This window comes from Arthrobacter sp. S41 (assembly GCF_004320535.1).
Taxonomy (GTDB): domain Bacteria; phylum Actinomycetota; class Actinomycetes; order Actinomycetales; family Micrococcaceae; genus Glutamicibacter.
This window is the reverse complement of record NZ_SIHY01000001.1, coordinates 1,354,999-1,372,533: the sequence shown is the minus strand read 5'-3', so window position 1 is coordinate 1,372,533 and position 17,535 is coordinate 1,354,999. Positions and strand designations below refer to the sequence as shown.

Below are 17,535 nucleotides of genomic sequence, written 5' to 3'. Positions count from 1 at the left end.
ATGCCCCTATCCGGTAATGCGCAACCGTCGGTAATACACTGGCGCAACGCACTGATGGCCGCCTACCTGGCCAGCGGTCTACTGATTTCCGCCTTGGTATCGCGACTGCCAGCAGTACGCGACGCACTGGACCTTGACCACGCCACTGTCGGGTTGCTCTTGCTCTGCATGAGCGCAGGATCCTTCCTGTCCGTCTCGGTCTCCGGTCAACTGGTGCTGCGCCTCGGCGCAGCCAACGTGATGCGCATTGCCGCCACCCTCAGCGGTGCTTCCCTCATCCTTGTTGGCGTAAGCACCGGCGTCTTTGGCAGTGCCGTTGCCACCGGTGTCTTCCTGTTCACCCAGGGGCTCGGATCAGCCTCATGGAATGTAGCCTCTAACGTCCAGGGCGCAGTGATGGAACGCGCACTGGGCAAGAGCATCATGCCGGCGTTGCATGGCTTCTTCTCCATCGGCACCGTGATTGGCGCAGGCCTCGGCGCGCTAGCAGCCCATATGGGGCTGCCGTTGCAGTACCACTACCTGCTCATGGGTCTGATCATTGTCGGCACTGTTCTCTACAGCTCCCGATTCTATGGTGAAGATTTCAGCCGTACCCCGAGAACCTCCAGCGGCCCGTCGCTGTCGCGTGCATGGAAAGAACCACAAACCGTCCTGCTGGGCATCTTGGTCTTGGGCATGGCGCTCGCCGAAGGTGCAGCAGGGGACTGGGTAGCTCTTGCCCTGGCAGATGGTTATGGAACCAGCGAAGCCACCGGAGCCGTGGGCTACGGTGTATTTGTCACCGCCATGACGCTGACTCGTTTGCTCTCCGGTGACTTGATCTTGCGTCTGGGACGAGTCATCATGATTCGGGCCAGCGCCATCTGTGCCTTTGTTGGCGTTCTGATCTTTGCCTTTGGCCATAACCTTCCGCTGGCGTTTGCCGCGCTGGTGGTCTGGGGCATTGGTGCTGCACTGACCTTCCCACTGGCCATGAGCGCAGCATCGGATGACCCACTGCATTCGGCAACCCGAGTAGCTGTGGTATCAACCATTGGCTACGGCGCCTTCTTGGGCGGCCCGCCGCTATTGGGCTTGTTGGCAGGGGCGATAGGTCTGTTGCCAGCCTTGGGTTCAATTTCCCTGCTGATCGTTCTGGCCTTTATGCTTTCCAAAAACACTGCCGGATACCCACAAGACGAAAAACGCACCGATAACTAGACTGTTGCCTTGGCGTGCAGCAATTGCCTCGACACTGAAAGTACCTTGAATCAATGCTGAAGAATCTGACTACCACCCGCGTGGGTGGACCGGCAAACCAAATGCTTACCGCCACCAGCGAAGCCGAACTGGCGCAAGCCGTTGCTGCCGCCGACAGCGCAGGCCATAACGTCCTACTCATTGGCGGTGGCTCTAACTTGGTGATCAGCGATGAAGGCTACGCCGGCGTCGCCGTGCAGATTGCCACCCGCGGTTTGCACCTCGATGAGCAACCTAACGGCAAAGTTTTGTTGCGCGCTGCCGCCGGTGAAAGCTGGGACACGACGGTGGAGTTCAGCCTAGTTCAGGGTCTGAGCGGGCTGGAAGCACTGTCTGGCATCCCGGGCAATGCTGGGGCCACTCCGGTACAGAACGTTGGCGCCTATGGCGCAGATGTTTCTCAGTCACTGGCGTGGGTGCGAGTCTATGATCGGCAGACCAGCCAGGTGCTCAAGATGCAGAATGCAGAACTTGAGTTTGCCTACCGTGATTCGCTGATCAAGCGCACCAGCAACAACGGATCCCCACGTTACGTAGTGCTCGAAGTTGCGTTCTTGCTTGAACGAGATAGCCAGTCTGCGCCTATTCGGTACGCTGAGCTAGCCCGTCAACTTAATGTAGAGCCAGGTGAGCGCGCCGATGCCTTGTCGGTACGCCAGCGAGTTCTTGAGCTACGCCGGTCCAAGGGCATGGTCTATGACCCAAAGGATGCTGATTCGCACTCCACCGGGTCATTCTTCACCAACCCCATCGTTGAAGCTTCGGTACTGCAGAGCTTGCCGGAGAATGCGCCAAACTATCCAGTGGCTCAAGAAGGCTTTGTAAAGCTGTCGGCTGCCTGGCTGATCGACCAAGCCGGATTCACCAAGGGCTATGGCTTGGAGGGTACCTATGGGTTCTCGGTGGCTCAGGGGCGTGCCTCACTGTCTACCAAGCACACGCTGGCCATCACCAACCGTGGCGAGGCCAGTGCCAACGACATCGTTGCCATTGCGCGTGCCGTGCAGGCCGGTGTTAACGAACGCTTTGGCATTATGTTGGTCAATGAACCGTTGCTGATTGGTCTTGAGCTCTAAGCCACTGCACTAACGGATATCAAAACCTTACCGAGGAGTGTTGGCATGGCTGAGCTATCGCTACGAAAACTAACTGCTGAAGGTATTGATCTACTAGAAGAGCAATTTCAATCTGTTCAGGGTGCTGGCGAAGCTCAATGGTTCGGGTTTTGGGACACGACCAAGCTGCGCACCAGGCTGGACCAAGATCAATTCATTGGCAGCAACGATGGCGCTTTGGCCATCTGTCTGGGGGAGCGCACCATCGGCAAGGTCGATTGGTTCACAATCACCAACTGGGGCCGCGCCAACACCTCCGCGTGCTGGGAAATTGCCATTGGTATTTTTGAGCCGTTCCGTGGCCAAGGTTTTGGTACGCAGGCGCAGCGCTTGTTGATTGATTACTTGTTTGCCCACTACCCACGGCATCGAATCCAAGCCACGACAGCGTTGGAGAACACTGCTGAACGTAGGTGTCTTGAGAAGCTTGGCTTCCACCAAGAGGGAATCATTCGCCAGGCGCAATGGCGTGCAGGAGCCTGGCACGATCAGGTCATCTTCTCGGTATTACGTGATCAGTGGTCCAGCTAGACGCAAAACAAAGCACGGTCCGGAACAATTGTTCCGGACCGTGCTTTTTGTATGAGGTCTTTTACTTCGGGATTAGAGACGGCCTTGAGCGATAGCCAGCATACGACGTAGGGGCTCAGCAGCTCCCCAGAGCAGCTGGTCACCGACGGTGAACGCCGAGATGTACTCTGGACCCATTTCTAGCTTGCGGATACGTCCCACAGGGATATCCAAAGTACCTGAAGCAGCCACTGGGGTTAGCTGATTCATGGTTGCTTCCTTTTCATTAGGAACAACCTTGGCCCACTGGTTATCTGCAGCCAGCAAGGATTCGATCTCAGCTACTGGCAGATCTTCCTTGAGCTTCAAGGTCAGTGCCTGCGAGTGTGAACGCATCGCACCGATGCGCACGCACAGTCCGTCCATGATGATGTTGTTCTCGCCTGAGGTCTGCAGAATCTTGTTGGTTTCTGCGCCGGCTTTCCACTCTTCGCGGGACTGGCCATTGCCCAAGTCCGCGTCGATCCAAGGGATGAGGGATCCACCGAGGGGAACACCGAACTGGGCAGCGTCCAAGCCACCGCGTTGGGTTTCAAGAACCTTGCGGTCAATGTCCAAGATGGCGCTTGCAGGGTCAACAAGTTCAGAAGCTACCGACGCGTTGATGTCACCGAACTGGTTGAGCAGTTCGCGCATGTGGCGTGCTCCGCCGCCGGAAGCTGCCTGGTAGGTCATGGCGGTGCCCCACTCAACCAAGTTGTTCTTGAACAAGCCGCCCAAGCCCATCAGCATGCAAGAAACGGTGCAGTTACCGCCCACAAAGTCCTTGACGCCAGAGGCTAGGGACTGGTCAATGACATTGCGGTTAACTGGATCCAAAACGATGACCGAATCATCATTCATGCGCAGCGTCGAGGCTGCATCGATCCACAGGCCGTCCCAGCCGGACTTACGAAGCTCAGCGTGGACTTTGGAGGTGTAGTCCCCACCCTGTGCGGTGACGATAATCGGCAGCTTGGACAGGGTCTGGATGTCATAAGCATCCTCTAGGGCCCCGGCTCCTTCAGCGAATGCTGGGGCGTTGCCGCCGGCATTCGAAGTCGAGAAAAACACCGGATTAATCTGAGCAAAGTCGCCCTCGTCAACCATGCGCTGCATCAGCACGGAGCCGACCATGCCACGGTAACCTACAAAACCAACAGATGAAGTCATGTATCCATCGTAGGGGCGTTTGGCCAACGGAGCCCGGTTCGTTACAGGAGTTAAAGCAGAATCACACCCAAGCCCCAGAAGGGTTCAGGTGTGATTGTGTACAGCAAAAGTTTTACTTTTCCTCAAGTGCTCTCTTGCGATTATTGATCGCCCACACTGCCGCGAAGATGAATATCTGTGCCGGCACCAGTAGGAGGATCAGGCCAAGAATCTTGTAGCCACCTAAGACCATGAAGAATCCCAATACCGCAACAACAAGCGCCAGGAGTGGGAAGAGCATGTAGCCCAAGACGAAGAGCGCCTCGGGGTGTGCCTTAAGCTCGCCAATGTATTTTTTCATGGGTGTATTAGTCCTTCTGACGCAGCCAGGTTTCAAAGCGGTATCGGGTTCCGCTGGAGGAGACGTGCCATTCGGGTTCTGTCGATTCAACCGAAGGGTCGCTGGTTCCCATAACAAAGTCTTTAGACAGCACCGGAGCAGAAGTATCACCTGCCGGATCTACATCCAGCTTGGTAATCACTGCAACGTCCAGCATGGACAATGCTTGGGCATAAACCTTGCCACCACCGATGATCCAGACTTCTTCTCCGCCCTTGGCCTCACGGGCCAAAGTCAGTGCCGTTTCGAGGCTAGTTGCTACGACGGCGCCTTCGTTGCGAAGTTGCTCGTGAGCCTCAGCCTGACAGGTTAAGACAATGTTGGTGCGCCCTGGCAGTGGACGGTACTTGGCAGGAAATGAATTCCACGTAGCTCGTCCCATAATGACCGGATGACCGGCGGTGACGCGCTTGAAGTGTGCCAAGTCTTCGGGCACGTGCCATGGCATGGAGCCTTGGTCACCAATAATCCCGTTGTTTGCTTGGGCCCAGATAGCGCCGAGCATTGGTTCAAGCTGGTTCGCGTGGCGTGACTCTTGGGTCATACGGCGACTTTTCCCTTGATCGTCGGGTGGTGCTGATAATCGTTGATGCTGAAGTCTTCAAGCGTGTAATCGAAAATCGACTCAGGCTTTGAATTGAAGCTCAACGTTGGGTATGGGTAAGGATCGCGGGACAGCTGTTCCTTCACCTGCTCCAAGTGGTTGGTGTAGATGTGAACGTCACCGCCGGTCCAAATGAATTCACCGGGTTCAAGATCCAGCTGCTGTGCGAGCATGCAGGTGAGTAGCGCGTAGGACGCAATATTAAAGGGAACGCCCAAGAACATGTCTGCACTGCGCTGATATAGCTGGCAGGAGAGCTTGCCGTCCGCGACGTAGAACTGGAAGAAGACGTGGCAAGGAGGCAACGCCATGTTCTTGATTTCCGAGACGTTCCAGGCCGAGACGATGTGCCGGCGGGAGTCTGGGTTGTTGCGTAATGCGTCGACCAGTTCAGAGATTTGATCGATGTGGCCACCGTCTGGGGTTGGCCAGCTGCGCCACTGTACGCCGTATACCGGGCCGAGTTCACCGTCTTCATCGGCCCATTCGTTCCAGATGCGCACGCCGTTGTCCTGCAACCGCTGCACATTGGATTCCCCGCGCAGGAACCACAGAAGTTCAGCTGCAACGGACTTAAAATGTACGCGCTTGGTGGTGACTAGCGGGAAAGAATCCTGAAGATCAAAGCGGATCTGGCGACCAAAGACGGAAAGAGTTCCAGTCCCGGTGCGGTCTTCTTTAGACGTGCCGTTTTCCAACACGTCTTTGAGCAGGTCTTCGTATGGGGTCGCGATGTTCACGCACCCAAGTTTAGTTCACCATGTCCTCGGCGGGAACATCCGCCGAGGATGAGAAGCATCGCAGAGCCCAAAGGCAGAGACCAAAACTAGCCGGGCTGAACCACCATGTCGTTGTATTCCGGATAGCGGCGCAGGTAATCCTGCACGTAGCTGCACTCCGGAATGATCTTCAGCCCTTCATTTCTGAATCGATCCAGAACCAAAGTAACTAGAGCACGGGCATAACCGCGGCGACCAAACTCTTCATTCACAATGGTGTGCTGGATGGTGACCACATCATCTTCTTGGTGGTAACCGATGAATCCAACAAACGTGGAACCATGCCAGAGCGAAAAACGGCCTCGGCTTGCGTCATGGTCAAGGCGCAGACCGTGGTGAACAACTTTGTCAGTTGGCTGCTGGGCAGTCATGGGGATACCTCGTTTTCCGATGCGTGTGAAGTGCTTAGTACAGTCTTAGCCCTAATCGGAGCCAGATGCAACGGGTTTGGGTACTTCATCCGGGTACAGCAAAGCCCGGCAAAAATTGCCGGGCGAAGCTAGCGACTAATCGTGGTAAGGCACGTGGATTTCAAAGGACACCATGCGTGGCTTTGCTCCAGCAACCTGATGGGCCACGATGATTGATCCGGGTTCCAGATAAGGATCCACCGTGGGTAAGGCCTTGGCCAGTTCCGGTGTGGAGTTCTTAGCGAGAACTTCCAAGACAAATGGCAACACCGGTCGGTGAGTACAAATAGCTTGAGAACGGTACTTATTAAAAAGCTTCTGCACCGCCTTGCGGGCACGTTCGGGGTGACGTGTGGCCGCGTGTTCGGTCAGTGCCTTGACGTTCCTCATCTTCATTGCGTGCAAGGCCGCGTAGGGAGCCAGCGTCTGAACGCAACGAACCCACGGCGAGGTGGCAATGAACGCTGGCTGCCACGCTTCAAGCATGCGCGAAACGGCCTGAGCCTGACGTCGTCCGGTGGCCGCCAAAGGGCGTTCACCTTCCGCTTTGGTCCAGTTGCCTCGTGGTTTGGCCTTGGCATGGCGGACAATCAACACCGGTTGGGCGTTGAGCGTCTCGTTCTTATGTGCCTTAGCCAAATCTTCCAGTGGTTGTGCATCGGTCGGGTTGGTCAACATTTCCCGAGCCTTCTTCACGCTCATCCACTTGGTCTCATCGCATTCACCACCGTCGGGCTGAATAACAGTCAGTGGATCAGTCTTGGCTGCCCAGTAATAGACAACTTTTGACTTGTTCTTGACCGAGTAAGCCGTCGCCGAGAGCGGAATGCCCAGAGCAATGCGAAGACCAATTTCCTCACGTACTTCACGGATAGCGCATTCAGCAATGGACTCACCCGGATCCAGCTTACCCTTAGGCCAGGACCAATCGTCATACTTTGGACGATGGATGAGCAAAACCTGAAGTTTTCCATCAAGGATCCGCCAAGGGATCGCGCCCGCAGCGATGATTTCATAGTCGCCGAGGGAAATTTCATCGGCATCTACTGAGCGGATAATTTCACGAACTCTGGCATGAGGATCGCGCAGTTCAAGCTCGGCCACTAGCTGTTACGCCCACTATTGCGACGGCGGGCATGCTCTTCGATGAGCCAGAACTGAACATCGGTCAGTGGGTTGCCTTCTTCATCCTGAGAATAGCGAATCCATTCCCCATTAGAGTTCAGGTGCCATGAAGCGGTCTTGTCATCCATGTACAGGCCAAGCTGGTGGATCAAGTCATCCACGTCTTCTTGGTTGCGCAAAGACACCAAGGCCTCAACTCGGCGGTCCAAGTTGCGGTGCATCATGTCTGCAGAACCGATGTAAACCAGTGGCTCTCCGGCGTTAGCAAACATGAAGACGCGGCTGTGCTCAAGGAAGCGGCCCAAGATGGAACGCACCTGTATATTATCGCTGAGTCCAGGCACTCCGGGGCGCAGTGCACAGATGCCACGGACAATGACTTCAACCTTGACGCCGGCTTGGCTGGCTCGGTACAGAGCGTCAATGATGACTTCATCAACGATCGAATTGACCTTGATGACTACCTTGGCGTCAATGCCGGACTTTGCGTTGGAGATTTCATTCTCGATATGCGTGAGCAAACCGGTGCGCACCGAACGAGGGGCAACGAGCAAGCGGCTGTAGGTTGAGCGTGGTGCATAGCCAGACAGCTGGTTGAACAGCTTTGAAACGTCTTCACCTACGGCGTCATCACAGGTGAGCAAGCCGAAGTCTTCATAGTATCGGGCAGTGCGTGGGTGGTAGTTACCGGTACCGATGTGGCAGTAGCGGCGCAGCTTGTCACCCTCACGACGCACTACCAAGGACAGCTTGGAGTGAGTCTTCAACCCGACAATGCCGTAAACCACGTGCACGCCAGCCTGTTCCAGTTTCCTGGCCCAGCTGATGTTGGCCTGCTCATCAAAGCGGGCCTTGATTTCTACCAATGCCAGAACCTGTTTGCCTGCTTCTGCAGCATCAATCAAGGCATCAACGATCGGTGAATCACCACTGGTGCGGTACAAGGTCTGCTTGATGGCCATGACCTTAGGGTCAGCGGCAGCCTGTTCCAAGAACGCCTGGACACTGGTGGAGAAAGAATCGTAAGGGTGGTGCAGCAAAATGTCTCGGCGACGCACAGCAGCAAAGACGTTGGCGGCCTTGGCCGTCTCCGACTCGTTCAGGTAGCGGGAGGTGTGTCCCATGTGCTTTGGGTAGTGCAGCTCTGCGCGATCCAGTGAGGCGATGACGCCGAGACCACGAAGATCGAGGGGAGCAGGTAGTTTGAAGACTTCGTCTTCCTCAACACCCAGTTCCCTGGTCAGCAACTCCATGATTTCGGAGTTGATGTCATCAGCAACTTCCAATCGAACCGGTGGGCCAAAGCGACGACGCAGCAATTCCTTCTCGAGAGCCTGAAGCAGGTTCTCGGCGTCGTCTTCTTCAACTTCCAGATCCTCGTTACGAGTCACACGGAAGAAGTGGTGCTCCACGATTTCCATGCCGGGGAAGAGCATCTCAAGATGCACTGCAATGAGCGCTTCGAGCGGAATGAAGCGAGCGGTCTTGTGCGAAGAATGCGCTGCGCGGGTGCCATCGATGCTGATCAAACGAGCAATGGTATCGGGCACCTTAAGTCGGGCAAAGAGCTGCTTGCCGGTCAAAGGATTGCGTACAACCACAGCAAGGTTTAGCGACAAGCCGGAGATGTAGGGGAACGGGTGAGCTGGGTCAACGGCCAGTGGGGTGAGCACCGGGAAGACCTGGGAGACAAACCATTTGGAAAGAATGTCTTGCTCACCATCGGAAAGCTGATCCCAGGTGGTGATGCGGATGCCGTGCTCAGCGAGGTCTGGAGAAACCGCCTCGGAGAAGACGTTAGCGTGGCGGGTCTGCAATGCGTGAGCCGAAGAGAGCAACAATTCCAGTTGGTCTACTGGGCTCATGCCGTTAGGTGCGGGAACCGCGAGCCCGGCTGCAATACGACGCTTGAGGCCAGCGACGCGAACCATGAAAAATTCGTCAAGGTTGGAAGCAAAAATCGACAGGAAGTTCACGCGTTCCAGCAACGGCAAGGTGGTGTCTTCAGCAAGTTCTAAAACGCGGGCGTTGAAGTGCAACCAGCTCAGTTCACGGTCAAGGAATCGCTCGTTGTGAAACTCGCCGTCCAGCTGTGGAGCCGGAATGACTTCAGCGGGTTCAATTCTGTCCTCATTAACTTTGGAGGAGGGAACATCACTTAGACGAGGAGTAGTTTCCTTGGGGGAGCTAGTCATCTGCTGAACTCATTTCTTCTTGCGAGTAGATGTCAAAACACCTTGTGAAGACGGTCCCAGTTAGTACATGGGACCGCCAGTATCACTAGTCTATCGGCTGCGGGCCGTACATAATGTCTGCATCCCAAAGTGTGAAGCCAAGGGAGCGGTAGAGCTTGACGGCCGCTTCATTTTCGGCATCAACGTAGAGAATGACCGCGTCCACGCCCTGCTCTAACAGGTAGTTGATTCCGGTGGTGGTTAGTGAGCGGCCGAGGCCCATGCCCTGGGCTTCGGGAACAACACCAACAACGTAGACCTCGCCGGTAGGGCGAATGGATTCACCCGAGGACTGATGGATCTTGGTCCAGTGGTAGGCGACGAGCTTCTGCTCTGCATTAAATGCCAAGAAGAAGCCGGAAGGGTCAAACCAATCTTCGGCCATTCGTGCTTCAAGGTCACTGAGGGTCAGTGAGCCCTGCTCTGGGTGATGTACAAAGGCCTGCGAATTGGATTCGAGCCACGATGGTTCATCTTCTCCAACGCGGAAGGAACGAACGCTGATTCGGCGATCAACCGGGGCTTCTTCGAGGAAGTCGGTACCTTCGCGGCGCATCCGGTATAGCTCGCGTACGCGGCTCATGCCAATACGCGAGGCAAGCTTCTTAGCGGCTTCATGATCTCCGTGCGCCCATGCCTGAGCCTGGGGCAAATCGATCAGTTCGCTGAGCTTGGTGAGCAGCGCACGACCAATTCCAGTTTTACGGTGATCGGGATGCACTACTACTTCCAGTACCCATGGCTGGTCGGCGGCTTCGCGCACAACTACGGCAATACCGGCGAGCACTGATTCAGTGCCTTCGCCAACTTCTGCCAGCAGGGTAATGATATTTTCACTGGCATCATCGGCCGCTAGAGCGACCAGAGTCTGGTCGCTCAGCGGCGGATTGCCATCAACGTTTAAGGAGTCTTTAGCAAGCTGGCGTACGTCACTTAGCGTGCGCTCATCAAGCTCGTCAGATACTTGGTGAATCGATACTGTGGTCTGTGGCAGTTCACTCATATCTTCACGATAGTCGGTAAAGGAATGAACCCGCCATAAATTAGCTGAAAGTTATGATTCGGTATGGAAACGGTAGCCGACGTTACGAACTGTTCCGATGAGTTGTTCGTGATCAGTGCCCAATTTGGCGCGCAGGCGACGAACGTGAACGTCCACCGTGCGAGTGCCTCCGTAGTAGTCGTAGCCCCAGACCTCGTGCAGCAGCTGCTCGCGGGTGAAGACTCGACCAGGGAACTGAGCTAGGTACTTGAGCAGCTCAAATTCCTTGTACGTCAGATCCAACATGCGGTTATCAATCCGAGCCGTGTAGCTGAGCTCATCGATGCGCAGTCCCGTGGTGTTTTCGGCAGCCACCGGTGCTACTGATGCTTCTGGGATCGCTGCGAGCATCAGTCGGATGCGAGCATCAAGTTCAGCCGGAATAGCCGAAGGCAAAAGGAAATCAGCGGCATGCCATTCGGAATTCAAAATACCCAACGCGCCTTCACTGACAACCAGCAGTAGCGGAAGGTGCAGGTTTGCATGCAGGATCTGTGCCAGCGAACGGGCTGGAATCAGGTCGGTGCGAGCGTCCAAAATCACAGCGTCACATTCTGGAACCTGACTCAGCGATTCGGTGGTTGCAGGAAGGAAAGAAATCTCATGCAGTAGTAATTCGAGCGCGGGAAGAACTTCGGCCGCGTTTTCGGCATGATTGCTAAGTAGCAGTAGGTGGGCCAATAGGTCGTCCTCCTACCAAGTTGTTGCGAATAAATGATCTTTACGTGTCACAGTATAAGGAAAGAATCACTTGAATCATGCATGTGAACACGCAGATGCAGACACATTACCGTCAGGAAACTTAGTTTGAGAATCAAAGTCTTATTGTGCGGGTTCGTCGCTGCTGCCCTATTGGCCGGGGCCGCAAGCCCTTCGACACTGTCGTGGCCGATGGGTCTCGTGACCGCAATATTACAGCTGATTTTTGCGTTCACTTGGCCTCGAATGGTCCGCTCCGATGCACCGTGGCCCATTTCAATCATCATTGCTATTTGTTCACTGGCGGCCACCTCCGCGACGCTGTTTATGCCCGGATCCTCTGTGATGTCACACGGTGTGGAAGTCATCGCGGTGGGCGTACTGCTGGTGTTTATCTCTCAGGTTCTTCGCGGTGCGGAGGCCGAAGGACGGCTAGCTGGCGTGGTCTCAGGAGTCACCGGCATGGTGCTTGGCGTCTTGGGATCAGCCTGGTCTGCCAGCGCCGAAGTTTCCTACGGTTTTGGCATCGCGGTCGTGACGGTCAGTGCATTGTTGGGCGCCGGAGCCATTGTGGTCACCCGCCTTCCTAACCGCATCACGATGATCCTGGCACCCTTGGTGGCAGTTGCCTTGGGAGCTGCGGCCAGCGCTCTACCGGTAGACATTCTGTGGTACCAAGGTGCCGCTATGGGACTGATTGCCGGACTTCTTGTCGGCTCATTACGAGCGCTGGCATTGGCCAGTCGAAGTGTGCGCAACCTCAGCGGAATTCTGGGGCTGTCCTCGGGAATCATCTTGCTCAGCGGTGCTTCGAGTTGGTACGTCATGGAAGTTTTGGCGTTCATCTAGAAACGAAATGAAACAACTGAGTGCGGGCTACGTCACGCGTGTCGAAGTTCTCCTCGGTATCGCGCTAAGATGAAGCCATGAATGAAAATTATCTTGCACTCGAAATTTTCTTCCAGGCACTCGTTGTGATCGCCGGTCTTGGTATGGCGGGCTTTGCAGGCTTGGTAGTAAAGCGTCTCTTCCAGGGTCAGAAGTAGGTCAAAAGCAAAAGCAGCGCACACAATAACGTGTGCGCTGTTTTTCATTTCACCAATGAATTAGAGGAAGCGAGTAGTCCATGGCATTTGATCTCCCAACGGACCTCACCCCGGAACTAGTACCTTTCGCTTGGCTCATTGGCACCTGGGAAGGTGCGGGCCGACTAGGCGACGGCGAAGCCGAGGACGAATACTTTTGGCAACAAGTCACCTTCCGTGATGTTGGTGCCCCCTACCTTGAATACCGTAGCGAAGCATGGCTCACCGAAGCCGACGGAACTAAGCTACGAATCCTTGCCGTAGAAAACGGCTTCTGGTCCTTGGATCGCAAGCAGCAAGAAGCTGATGCAGGCCCTGGCATGACTCCGGGGGATATCTTCCCAGTGTTGCGTTCAGCTGACGACGTTCAGAAGTTGCACACCGATGAGGGCTTCAAGATTCAGGCGCACATCGTGCACCCAGGTGGGCTTTCTGAGCTGTACTACGGACTCATTGATGGCCCACGCATTCAGCTGGCCACCGAAGGACTGCTACGCAGTAAGAACGCCAAAGAATATGCTTCCTCAACCCGCATCTACGGGTTGGTTAACGGTGAACTGTTCTGGCGCTGGGATGTATCCCAAGGCAATCTTGATCTGAAAGCTCACGCTTCGGCCGCGCTCAAGCGCGTGAATACTGAAAACTCGGTGAAGTAGATATGAGCGAAACTTACCGCTCGGTCTTGCTCTCACGTGCTGGCGCCATTGAAGCCGGCGGTGTCGATGCCGGCGTTGCTGCGCACTATGGCGCGCCTACTCGTGAAGCCCGCAAGCTGGCTGAAGGTCAGGCCATTGCAGACCTGAGCCACTTTGATGTTCTCGAAATTCGTGGCGAGGACCGCGCGAGCTGGCTTGATACGCTCAGCACTCAGCGGATCACCACGCTCAAGCCAACGCAGAGCACCCAGACTTTGTTGCTTTCAATTCAGGGCCGTGTTGAACATGAGATGAAGGTGCTGGCTGACCAGGACCGTCTAGTGCTCATCGTTGAACCTGGTGCTGGAGCAGCCCTGGAACAGTTCTTGAATTCGATGCGCTTCATGCTGCGAGTAGAGGTTAACAACCTTTCGGCAACGCACGGAGTGCTGGCTGCAACTCGTCAGATCCCTACTGCGTCATCCCTCGTTTGGGTAGATCCTTGGCCTGGTGTAGTTAATGGCGGTTGGGCGTATTCACGCGAAGACCACCCGGGCAAGGACCGTCCGTGGTTGTTGCATGTGGTTGCTCTTGATCAGCTTGAACAGGCCGTAGCCGAGGAAGAACTAGCTGGCATGATGGCTGTTGAATCCTTGCGCATTGCCGCCTGGGAACCACGCTTTGGTGCAGAGATTGACGAGAAGATCATCCCGCATGAACTGGACTGGTTGCGCACTGCTGTGCACCTAGAAAAGGGTTGTTACAAGGGTCAGGAAACCGTGGCCCGAGTACACAACATTGGGCATCCACCACGTCGTGTTGTCTTCTTGGACCTTGATGGTTCGCTGCACACGCTCCCGTCCACCGGTGCTGAGGTCAAGCTGGGGGAGCGGACCGTTGGTCACATCACCTCAGCCACCCTGCACTATGAAGCCGGTCCCATTGCCTTGGCCGTGATCAAGCGAAATGTGGATCCGGATTCCGTACTGACTGTTGTTGACGGTGAAACCAACTACCCAGCAACCCAGGACGTCATCGTGACTCCTGATGCTGGACAGGTCGCTGGACGCTTTACCGGCTTCCTGCGCACCCCTCCACAGGGCTAGTACTGCCAACGCAACATCCGAATATAGGTGAGGCCGAGAATGCAATGCATTCTCGGCCTCACCTATGTTCTAGTGCTAAAGATTATCCGAAGAGTACTGCTGCTTCTTCGTAGCGATCCATTGGCACACGCTTAAGGTTATTGAGCGCAGCACGCAGTGGCACACGCAGCACCTTGGTGCCGTGCAGAGCCACCATGGTGCCCCATGCGGTCTCGTTGACGGAGTCAACTGCAGCCATGCCCAAACGGGTAGCCAGTACGCGGTCAAAAGCGGTAGGAACGCCACCACGTTGGATATGACCCAAGACGGTAGCGCGGGTTTCAATTCCGGTGCGTTCTTCAATGACCGGGGCAAGCATCTCGCCGATGCCGCCGAGGCGTGCACGGCCGAAGGTATCCACACCACGCACCGAGAAGGCCTCTTCCATTCCCTCAGGAACAAAGCCTTCCGCGACAACTACCAACGGTGCACGTCCACGTTCGTGAGCTTCTGCAACCCACTCGCAGATCTGTTCCATCGGGGTAGCAACCTCGGGAATCAAGATGGCGTGAGCACCTGAAGCCATACCGGCGTGCATGGCAATCCAGCCAACGTGGCGGCCCATTACTTCGGCCACCATGCAACGGTGGTGGGAGTCCCCGGTAGTACGCAAACGGTCGATAGCTTCTACGGCGATCTGGTTAGCGGTATCAAAACCGAAGGTGTAGTCGGTGGCGTCCAAGTCATTATCGATGGTCTTGGGAACACCAACAATTGGCAGACCTTCAGCGCAGAGGCGCTGAGCGCCAGCCAAGGTACCTTCGCCGCCAATGGCGATCAAAGCATCAATGTTGTTTTCTTTGAGTACGCGAGAGATGTTTTCAGCTCCGCCTAGCTCACCTTCAAAAGCGTTGGTGCGTGAGGTGCCCAAGATGGTGCCACCCTGCTTGGCGATGCCTCGAACGGCGGTGCGTGGAAGTTCGAAGAAGTCGCCTTCCTTAACTCCGCGCCAGCCGTCCCGGAAACCTACGAATTCGTAGTCGTAGCTCTTGATGCCGTTGAGTACGGCACCGCGGATCACAGCGTTAAGACCTGGGCAGTCTCCGCCTGAAGTCATGATTCCAACGCGCATTGGGCCTCGCTTCGTAAAGATTGGAAAGCCTCGTGCAACAAGCTGGGCGCAGTTTCGTTGAAACGTTGCTAGAGCAACAAAGATTTCCATTGGGATGTCAAATAATTGCCGCGCGTCTTTGAGCATCAATTCTGCATGACAGTCTACGTGCTTAAAGCCACAAGGGCGAGTTGCAAGTCACCGAAATGACCGCGTCTCGTCCTTATTTTGAAGCTATGCAAGTGAAATCCGCGAAACATTGCGGAAATCTTGGCTGCTTAGAACTTGCGTAACCAATTCTGCAAAATGATGCTGTCGTCCTGTGCAGGAATCAAGATCCACGCAACGATGTATGCGGCGATGCCAATGAAGGGCAACAAGAATGAGAGCAACAGGCCGATTCGCACCAGGGTGACGTCCCAGCCAAACTTGTCAGCAATGCCACCGGCGATACCGCCGGCCATACGCGATGGTCCGCGGCGTAGTGGCATTGCGCGAAGGGAATTGAAGAACTTGTCCATGGTCGAGCTCCTTAGAGTTGAGGTTCGTGAGGTTGAAGAGTTACAGGTTTGGGTCAGTTGGTGCTGGGATCTCGGTTTCGCGTTGTCGTCGTTTCCCAGCGGAGGAAAGTCCTGAAACGATCATCGCAAGTCCGGCGAAGGCCACCACGATAATGAAGAACAGTGGCATGTCCAAACTCCAGTTCAACATTGTGCGACTGAGCGTTGCGATGGCCACGACAATCAAGATCAGCCCGAAGACCAGAGTTCCAGTGGGGAACTTTTTGGCTAGATGAGAATCAGTGCTCATGGTTGTTCACTCCTTAGAAGTCTGGGTTCGTGTTGGTGGATGAAGTTGAGGTGACCACTTGCGTGTCATAGGCCGAGAATAGGCCATCAAGCTCAACGGTTAGTAAAGGTGCATCCGCTGGGAAGTCGCGATTATCCTGAGGCAGTTCCCCATCCATCTGGGAATTAAAGACCCCGTCGCTGGTGATCTGCACTGGCACATCAGAGGGAAGTTTCAAATCGAGTCGGGAGAAGACTGAATCGATCTTCACTGTCGTCGGAGAAGTGATGGAATTCAGGTGGGTCAGATCCACATCCGACTTACTGAACACGGCACTGTATTCATTGCTTGATTCTTCTGACCGAACAACTTCTCGGTCCGAGGTTCCAAACGCTGATCCCGAAAAGACTATGGTGAGCACCAGCAACGGAACGGCGATACCGTGCAGCCCGCCGGTGGTGCGTCCAGCTACTGCGGCCAGAACAATGGCGAGGCCGGTGATCAACAAACCCACTGCCAGTGCCACACCCCAGCCAGCTCCTGGAAGTTGTACGAAGTTTAGGTAGTCCGCACACAGCACTGCGGCCATCACCAGGACAACTAGCCCGATGACTGTGGTGGAGAGCCAACCGGGAATTGGCTCAGCCAGACGTGTCTTACGCATCGCTTTTTGCTTTGCGCTCTGGTGTGTATAGGGGTGGGTGTAAGCCGACTCGGGACTGTACGAATAGTCGTAGCTATAGCTGTCCCCTGAAGGCTCAGACGGTCTCGGTGCCATGACTTCCTCCTGATCAAAATTCTCAGTAGTGGATCCACCCGGAGCTGCGGCGGCACTGCTGCTGAAACTCTGGGTGTCATCACGCCACGTTTTCTCCATGGCGGTTGTGTGTGCTGTTTTATCCGTGGAGTTCTTCGCCGCCCGTGGCTTATAAGGCCGAGGCTTATCGAACTTCGTGTTCTTTCGACTGAAAATAATGAACAAGACCGCCGCCGCTATGGCTATAGGCCACACGACCGGTGTCACGGAATCCAAGATCCACTGAGCGGGAAAGATGCCTAAGAAAACAACAATCGTTGCCCCAGTCATCCCGCTGGTCCAGTCCTTCTTCATCGCTTGCTCTAGATGGATTCGTCCCTGCTCATCTGGCAGCAACGCCCAGGCCAAACCGTAAAGGATCAACCCCAGGCCACCGAGGAAGCTGAGCACAACAACGATGCCACGCGCCAAGATCACGTCGATCTTGAAGTAATCTGCTATTCCCGTAGCGACGCCACCAAGCCACCGTGATTCCTTGCGGATAAAGGGTGACTTGCCCAGCTGGATAAAAAAGCCTCGACGCCCGGACTCCGAATTGTTCATGCTTCTATGTTCTCGTGTGATCACCGCTCACCGCTATGAGGGGATACCCTGAATTTGCCCTAGGGGTCACCCTAGATGTGCTGATCAAACACCAAAAGTCGGGCATAACGTGCTTGACT

The 17,535-nt window shown here is 55.3% G+C and carries 19 protein-coding genes; 6 read left to right on the top strand and 13 right to left on the bottom strand.

All coding sequences use genetic code 11. From position 1 onward, the window contains the following. From EYR88_RS06300 to EYR88_RS06290, 3 genes are read left to right on the top strand one after another with little or no spacing between them, the layout of a single operon-like run. On the top strand, positions 1-1,203 hold the full coding sequence (locus tag EYR88_RS06300; protein WP_131088823.1) for an MFS transporter: 1,203 nt from the start codon (positions 1-3) through the stop codon (positions 1,201-1,203). A gap of 53 nt (positions 1,204-1,256) precedes the next feature. Continuing rightward, on the top strand, positions 1,257-2,318 hold the full coding sequence (locus EYR88_RS06295; protein ID WP_131088822.1) for a UDP-N-acetylmuramate dehydrogenase: 1,062 nt from the start codon (positions 1,257-1,259) through the stop codon (positions 2,316-2,318). A 45-nt stretch (positions 2,319-2,363) separates the two neighbouring features. Beyond that, the gene (locus tag EYR88_RS06290) at positions 2,364-2,888 is read left to right on the top strand and encodes a GNAT family protein (RefSeq protein ID WP_131088821.1); all 525 of its coding nucleotides are present in this window, start codon (positions 2,364-2,366) and stop codon (positions 2,886-2,888) included. Positions 2,889-2,960: 72 nt separating this feature from the next. Here EYR88_RS06290 and asd read toward each other — a convergent pair whose 3' ends face one another. From asd to EYR88_RS06245, 9 genes are all read right to left on the bottom strand, one after another. Continuing rightward, complete coding sequence (gene asd / locus EYR88_RS06285) at positions 2,961-4,079, bottom strand: aspartate-semialdehyde dehydrogenase (RefSeq protein WP_131088820.1); 1,119 nt, start codon at positions 4,077-4,079, stop codon at positions 2,961-2,963. 112 nt (positions 4,080-4,191) lie between these two features. Then, positions 4,192-4,419, bottom strand: coding sequence for an NF038396 family protein (locus EYR88_RS06280; protein WP_131088819.1), 228 nt, complete (start codon positions 4,417-4,419; stop codon positions 4,192-4,194). Between the two features lie 7 nt (positions 4,420-4,426). Continuing rightward, entirely contained in the window at positions 4,427-5,002 is a 576-nt protein-coding gene (locus EYR88_RS06275) for a dihydrofolate reductase (protein ID WP_131088818.1), read from the bottom strand. Then, complete coding sequence (locus EYR88_RS06270) at positions 4,999-5,802, bottom strand: thymidylate synthase (protein ID WP_131088817.1); 804 nt, start codon at positions 5,800-5,802, stop codon at positions 4,999-5,001. The genes EYR88_RS06275 and EYR88_RS06270 overlap by 4 nt, the downstream gene beginning before the upstream one ends. An 86-nt stretch (positions 5,803-5,888) precedes the next feature. Next, complete coding sequence (locus tag EYR88_RS06265; protein ID WP_131088816.1) at positions 5,889-6,212, bottom strand: GNAT family N-acetyltransferase; 324 nt, start codon at positions 6,210-6,212, stop codon at positions 5,889-5,891. Positions 6,213-6,347: 135 nt separating this feature from the next. Further along, positions 6,348-7,355, bottom strand: coding sequence for an NUDIX hydrolase (locus EYR88_RS06260; RefSeq protein ID WP_131088815.1), 1,008 nt, complete (start codon positions 7,353-7,355; stop codon positions 6,348-6,350). Next, a complete protein-coding gene (locus EYR88_RS06255; protein ID WP_131088814.1) occupies positions 7,355-9,571 on the bottom strand; it encodes an RNA degradosome polyphosphate kinase in 2,217 nt (738 codons plus the stop codon). The genes EYR88_RS06260 and EYR88_RS06255 overlap by 1 nt, the downstream gene beginning before the upstream one ends. Before the next feature lie 85 nt (positions 9,572-9,656). Further along, the gene (gene mshD / locus EYR88_RS06250; protein ID WP_131088813.1) at positions 9,657-10,613 is read right to left on the bottom strand and encodes a mycothiol synthase; all 957 of its coding nucleotides are present in this window, start codon (positions 10,611-10,613) and stop codon (positions 9,657-9,659) included. Positions 10,614-10,664: 51 nt separating this feature from the next. Further along, the gene (locus tag EYR88_RS06245) at positions 10,665-11,333 is read right to left on the bottom strand and encodes a response regulator transcription factor (RefSeq protein WP_131088812.1); all 669 of its coding nucleotides are present in this window, start codon (positions 11,331-11,333) and stop codon (positions 10,665-10,667) included. 126 nt (positions 11,334-11,459) lie between these two features. Between EYR88_RS06245 and EYR88_RS06240 the strand changes: the two genes are divergently transcribed. From EYR88_RS06240 to EYR88_RS06230, 3 genes are all read left to right on the top strand, one after another. Continuing rightward, complete coding sequence (locus EYR88_RS06240) at positions 11,460-12,200, top strand: hypothetical protein (RefSeq protein WP_131088811.1); 741 nt, start codon at positions 11,460-11,462, stop codon at positions 12,198-12,200. Positions 12,201-12,477: 277 nt separating this feature from the next. Continuing rightward, positions 12,478-13,092, top strand: coding sequence for an FABP family protein (locus EYR88_RS06235; protein ID WP_131088810.1), 615 nt, complete (start codon positions 12,478-12,480; stop codon positions 13,090-13,092). A gap of 2 nt (positions 13,093-13,094) precedes the next feature. Next, positions 13,095-14,177, top strand: a complete 1,083-nt coding sequence (locus tag EYR88_RS06230; RefSeq protein ID WP_131088809.1) for a folate-binding protein YgfZ — start codon at positions 13,095-13,097, stop codon at positions 14,175-14,177. An 82-nt stretch (positions 14,178-14,259) separates the two neighbouring features. Here the strand turns inward: EYR88_RS06230 and EYR88_RS06225 are convergent, their stop codons facing one another. From EYR88_RS06225 to EYR88_RS06210, 4 genes are all read right to left on the bottom strand, one after another. After that, a complete protein-coding gene (locus EYR88_RS06225) occupies positions 14,260-15,288 on the bottom strand; it encodes a 6-phosphofructokinase (protein ID WP_131088808.1) in 1,029 nt (342 codons plus the stop codon). 257 nt (positions 15,289-15,545) lie between these two features. Next, positions 15,546-15,788, bottom strand: a complete 243-nt coding sequence (locus EYR88_RS06220; protein WP_131088807.1) for a PspC domain-containing protein — start codon at positions 15,786-15,788, stop codon at positions 15,546-15,548. A gap of 40 nt (positions 15,789-15,828) precedes the next feature. Beyond that, positions 15,829-16,077, bottom strand: coding sequence for a hypothetical protein (locus EYR88_RS06215; protein WP_131088806.1), 249 nt, complete (start codon positions 16,075-16,077; stop codon positions 15,829-15,831). Positions 16,078-16,090: 13 nt separating this feature from the next. Beyond that, on the bottom strand, positions 16,091-17,416 hold the full coding sequence (locus EYR88_RS06210; RefSeq protein WP_131088805.1) for a PspC domain-containing protein: 1,326 nt from the start codon (positions 17,414-17,416) through the stop codon (positions 16,091-16,093). Between the last annotated feature and the right edge of the window lie 119 nt (positions 17,417-17,535).